Origin of the sequence: Mesorhizobium sp. M7A.F.Ca.US.005.03.2.1 (assembly GCF_003997795.1) — a bacterium.
Classification (GTDB): domain Bacteria; phylum Pseudomonadota; class Alphaproteobacteria; order Rhizobiales; family Rhizobiaceae; genus Mesorhizobium; species Mesorhizobium ciceri.
On the sequence record NZ_RZRP01001360.1, the window covers coordinates 1 to 991 of the forward strand.

Here is a 991-nt window from a genome sequence, read left to right on the forward strand (position 1 = left end):
GCGTGAAGGCTGCGTTGATGACCGGCACCTGATCGGGGTGGATCGCCATCTTGCCGGTGAAGCCATCGCGTTCGGCCTCGGCGCACTCCGCGGCGAAGCCCGCCATGTCGCGAAAATTCGGGAAGACGGTGTCGATCGCCGCGACCTCCGCCGCACCGGCGGCGAGTATGGTCATGGTGCGAGCGTGACGGAACACGTCCGTGTAGCGGCCACGCTCGTCGCGAGCCGAGCGCGCACCGAGCGCCGCCGACAGGTCTTCCGCGCCCCAGGTGAGCCCGGCAAGCCGCGCGCTGGTCCCGGCATAGGTTGCCGCCGCCAGCACGCCTGCCGGCGTTTCGGTGATGATCGGCAGGATCTTGATCGCGCCGTCGGCCAGGCCGTTTTCGGCCTCGCGCACCCTGAGTTTTGCCGATAGGTGCTGCACATCCTGGCCGCCGTTCGACTTGGGCAGCATGATGCCGTCGGGTTTCGCCGGAACCAGCGCCGCCAGATCGTTATCCGTCAGCCCGGTCGCGAGGTCATTGACCCTGACATAGATGGCGGAAGTCGTTTGTGCCCTGCGTTCCAGGATGAAGCGCGCCGCTACGCCGCGCGCCAGCGCCTTGTTGTGCGGCGCCACGGAATCCTCGAGGTCGACGATGACCACGTCGGCGCCGGCACCAAAACCCCTTTCCAGCTTCCTCTCGGAGTCACCGGGGACGAACAGCAGCGAGCGCATGATCAGGCTGCCTTCTTCAGCATCATCGCTTGCCTGGTGCATTTGGCGACGAGATCGCCATGCTGGTTGTAGGCGCGATGCTCGAATTCGACGATGCCGCGATCGGGCTTCGACCTGGACTCGCGCACCGAGATGACTGTCGTCTCGACGCGAACGGTATCGCCATGGAAGACCGGATGTGGAAACACGGTTTCCTTCATGCCGAGATTGGCCACCGTGGTGCCGACGGTGATGTCATTGACCGAAATGCCGATCATCAGCCCGAGCGTGAAC

The 991-nt window shown here is 65.0% G+C and carries 2 protein-coding genes; both read right to left on the reverse strand.

Annotation, left to right across the window (positions count from 1 at the left end):
- The coding region (locus tag EN991_RS37760; RefSeq protein ID WP_164766160.1) for a CoA ester lyase at nucleotides 1-718 on the reverse strand (718 nt) is incomplete at its 3' end.
- Nucleotides 719-720: 2 nt separating this feature from the next.
- Nucleotides 721-991: MaoC family dehydratase (locus EN991_RS37765; RefSeq protein WP_164769730.1), on the reverse strand; the 271-nt coding region annotated here is incomplete at its 5' end.